The sequence below is a fragment of the Dietzia sp. HMSC21D01 genome, assembly GCF_001815995.1.
Classification (GTDB): domain Bacteria; phylum Actinomycetota; class Actinomycetes; order Mycobacteriales; family Mycobacteriaceae; genus Dietzia; species Dietzia cinnamea.
This window is the reverse complement of the sequence record NZ_KV823602.1, coordinates 1-3871: the sequence shown is the minus strand read 5'-3', so window position 1 is coordinate 3871 and position 3871 is coordinate 1. Positions and strand designations below refer to the sequence as shown.

Sequence of the window (3871 nt, the reverse complement as noted above, 5' to 3'; positions counted from 1 at the left end):
GACGCGGCCACCCGCACGGAGCGGGCCCTGTCGGCGGAGGTCGCCGCGGCGCTCGCCGCCGACCCGGTGCGCGAGCTGGTCACCGTCGGGCAGACCCACCGGGTGTGGGTCGATCGCCGCGAGGCCCAGTTCAGCTCCTGGTACGAGTTCTTCCCCCGATCCACCGGCGGCTGGGACGCCGAGGGCCGGCCCGTCCACGGCACCTTCGCCACGTCGCGGGCATACATCGACCACGCAGCCGACCTCGGGTTCGACGTGGTGTACCTGCCGCCCATCCACCCGATCGGGGAGATCAACCGCAAGGGCCGCAACAACACGCTGACACCCGATCCGGACGACGTGGGATCCCCGTGGGCCATCGGCTCACGGGACGGCGGCCACGACGCGGTGCACCCCGACCTCGGCACGACCGAGGACTTCCGCGGGCTCGTCGAGTACGCGGGCGAACGCGGTGTCGAGGTCGCGCTCGACCTCGCGCTGCAGTGCGCCCCCGACCACCCGTGGGCCGCCGAGCACCCCGAGTGGTTCACCGTCCTGCCCGACGGGCACATCGCCTACGCCGAGAACCCGCCCAAGAAGTACCAGGACATCTACCCGATCAACTTCGACAACGACCCCGAGGGCATCTACGCCGAGGTGCTGCGCGTGGTCAGGCACTGGACGTCACTGGGCGTGCGGATCTTCCGCGTGGACAACCCGCACACCAAGCCCGCGGACTTCTGGAACCGGCTCATCAGCGAGGTCAAGCGCACCGAGCCCGACGTGCTGTTCCTCGCCGAGGCGTTCACCCGACCGGCCCGGCTGTTCGGGCTCGCCAAGCGCGGATTCTCGCAGTCGTACACGTACTTCACGTGGAAGACCACCAAGGCCGACCTGGTCGAGTTCTGCGAGCAGCTGCTGGCACACGTCGACGAGGCGCGGCCCAACATGTTCACCAACACCCCGGACATCCTGCACGAGTCGCTCCAGCGCGGCGGCCCGGCGATGTTCGCGATCCGCGCCGCCCTCGCCGCGACCCTCTCGCCCGCCTGGGGCGTGTACTCGGGCTTCGAACTCTACGAGTGGCAGCCCGTCACCGAGGGCAGCGAGGAGTACCTCGACTCGGAGAAGTACCAACTGCGACCCCGCGACTTCGCGGCCGCCGAGGCCGCCGGACAGTCGCTGGCGCCCTGGCTGCGCGCGCTCAACCGGATCCGGCGCGAGCACCCCGCGCTCCAGCAGCTGCGGACCCTGCACTTCCACGACGTCGACAACGACCGGATCATCGCCTACTCCAAGATCGATCCCGCCACCGGCGACACCGTTCTGACCGTGGTCACCCTGGACTCCCTCGGCGTCCAGGAGGGCACCCTCCACCTGGACATGGCGGCGCTCGGTTACGACGACGACGCCCGGTTCAGCGTGCGCGACGAGGTGTCGGGCAACGAGTTCCACTGGGGGTCGAGCAACTACGTCCGGCTCGAGCCGTGGTCCGCGGTCGCGCACATCGTCTCGATCCCACCCTGCTCCGAAGCACGTAGGGTCGAACTGTCCTATCGAACGCACACCGTGGATTGAGGCGAACGACCATGGGAAAGCATAAGAAGCAGGACCCCGCAAACGCCCGACGCCGGCAGGAGAAGACCTCGCCGTCATCCCCGGCGGCCCGTGCGACATCCGGGTCGGCCACGACCCCCGCACCGGCCGCGGCGCCGCGGCCCACGCCCCTCACCGGCGAGGTCCTCGGTCGGCTCCGCGCGGGCACCCACCACGATCCCCACTCGGTCTACGGCGCGCACCGCGACGGCGACGGTTCCGTCGTGCGCACCATGCAGCCGGGCGCGGTGTCCGTCGAGATCGACTTCGGTGACCGGACGGTCCCGATGGAGCCCGTCTCCGACGGCCTGTTCCAGGCCGCCCTGCCCGAGGCCGAGGTCCCCGACTACCGCTTCCGCGTCGCCTACGCGGACGGCCACACCCGCACCGTCGCCGACGGCTACCGGTTCCTGCCGACCCTCGGCGAGGTCGACCTGCACCTCATCGGCGAGGGACGGCACGAGCGCCTCTGGGACGCGCTCGGTGCGCACGTCCGCACCTACGACTCCCCCGGCGGGCCGGTCACCGGGACGTCCTTCGCCGTGTGGGCGCCCAACGCCCGCGGCGTCAGCGTGGTCGGCGACTTCTGCGGCTGGAACCCCGTGGCGCTGCCCATGCGCTCGATCGGCTCCTCCGGCGTGTGGGAACTGTTCGTCCCCGACGTCGGCGACGGCGCCGTCTACAAGTACCGCGTCCGGGGTGCCGACGGGCGGACCGTCGACCACGCCGACCCCATGGCCGTCGCGACCGAGGTGCCCCCCGCCACCGGGTCGAAGGTGTTCACCTCCGCCTACGAGTGGAACGACGACGAGTGGATCGCCGCCCGCGCGACCCGCGACCACTCGCGCTCCCCGATGACCATCCTCGAGGTCCACGTCGGCTCCTGGCGCCCCGGCCTCGACTACCGCGAGTTCGCGCACCAACTCGCCGAGCACGTCCTCTCCACCGGGTTCACACACGTGGAACTGATGCCCGTCGCCGAGCACCCGTTCGGCGGCTCGTGGGGCTACCAGGTGTCCGGCTACTTCGCCCCCACCAGTCGGTTCGGCTCCCCGGACGACCTGCGTTACGTGATCGACCACCTGCACTCACACGGCATCGGCGTCCTGGTGGACTGGGTCCCCGCGCACTTCCCCAAGGACGAGTGGTCCCTCGGCCGGTTCGACGGCACCCCGCTGTACGAGCACGGCGACCCCCGGCGCGGCGAACAGCCCGACTGGGGCACCTACGTGTTCGACTTCGGCCGGCGCGAGGTCCGCAACTTCCTCGTCGCCAACGCCCTGTACTGGGCCGACGAGTTCCACGTCGACGGGCTCCGTGTGGACGCCGTCGCCTCGATGCTCTACCTCGACTACTCCCGCGACGAGGGACAGTGGACGCCCAACATCCACGGCGGCCGCGAGAACCTCGAGGCCATCTCGTTCCTCCAGGAGGTCAACGCCACGGTCCACCGCAAGCACCCCGGCGTCCTCACCGTCGCCGAGGAGTCCACCTCGTGGGGCGGCGTCACCGCCCCCACCTACACCGGCGGCCTCGGCTTCTCCATGAAGTGGAACATGGGCTGGATGAACGACACCCTCCAGTACGTGGGCCTGGACCCGATCTACCGCGGCTACCACCACGGCGAGATCACCTTCTCGCTCATGTACGCCTGGAGCGAGCGCTTCGTCCTCCCCCTCAGCCACGACGAGGTCGTCCACGGGAAGGGCTCCATGTGGGAGCGCATGCCCGGCTCCTCGTGGGACCGCGCCGCCGGGATCCGCAGCCTCTACGCCTACATGTGGGCCCACCCCGGTAAGAAGCTCCTCTTCCAGGGACTGGAATTCGGCCAGACCACCGAGTGGAACGCCGAGCGCGGCGTCGCGTGGGACGACCTCGAGGGCTGGGAGGGCGAGTACCACCGCGGCATCCGCGACTGCGTGCGCGACCTCAACGCCCGCTACGCCGAGAACCCCGGTCTGTGGGCGCTCGACGACGACCCCTCGGGCTTCTCGTGGATCGACGCCAACGACTCCGAGCACAACACGCTGTCGTTCCTGCGGACCGACCACGACGGCAGCACCGTCGCGTGTGTCGTGAACTTCTCCGGCGCGCCTCTCGGCGACTACCGCATCGGCCTCCCCGAGGGCGGGTACTGGGAGGAGATCCTCAACACGGATGCCGAGGCCTACGAGGGGTCCGGCGCCGGCAACTACGGCGGCGTCCACGCCGAGCAGATCTCCCACCACGGGCGGCCCTACTCCGCCGCGATCACGGTCGGCTCCCGCGCACGCCCCGCAGTCCACGCAGGACACCG

General features: G+C 70.5%; 2 protein-coding genes. Both read left to right on the top strand.

Annotation, left to right across the window (positions count from 1 at the left end; all coding sequences use genetic code 11):
* A partial coding sequence (locus tag HMPREF3086_RS00310) for an alpha-amylase family protein (RefSeq protein WP_070719669.1) occupies positions 1 to 1557 on the top strand: 1557 nt, incomplete at its 5' end.
* Positions 1558 to 1568: 11 nt separating this feature from the next.
* On the top strand, positions 1569 to 3871 hold a 2303-nt coding region (gene glgB, locus HMPREF3086_RS00305), incomplete at its 3' end, for a 1,4-alpha-glucan branching protein GlgB (protein WP_070719668.1).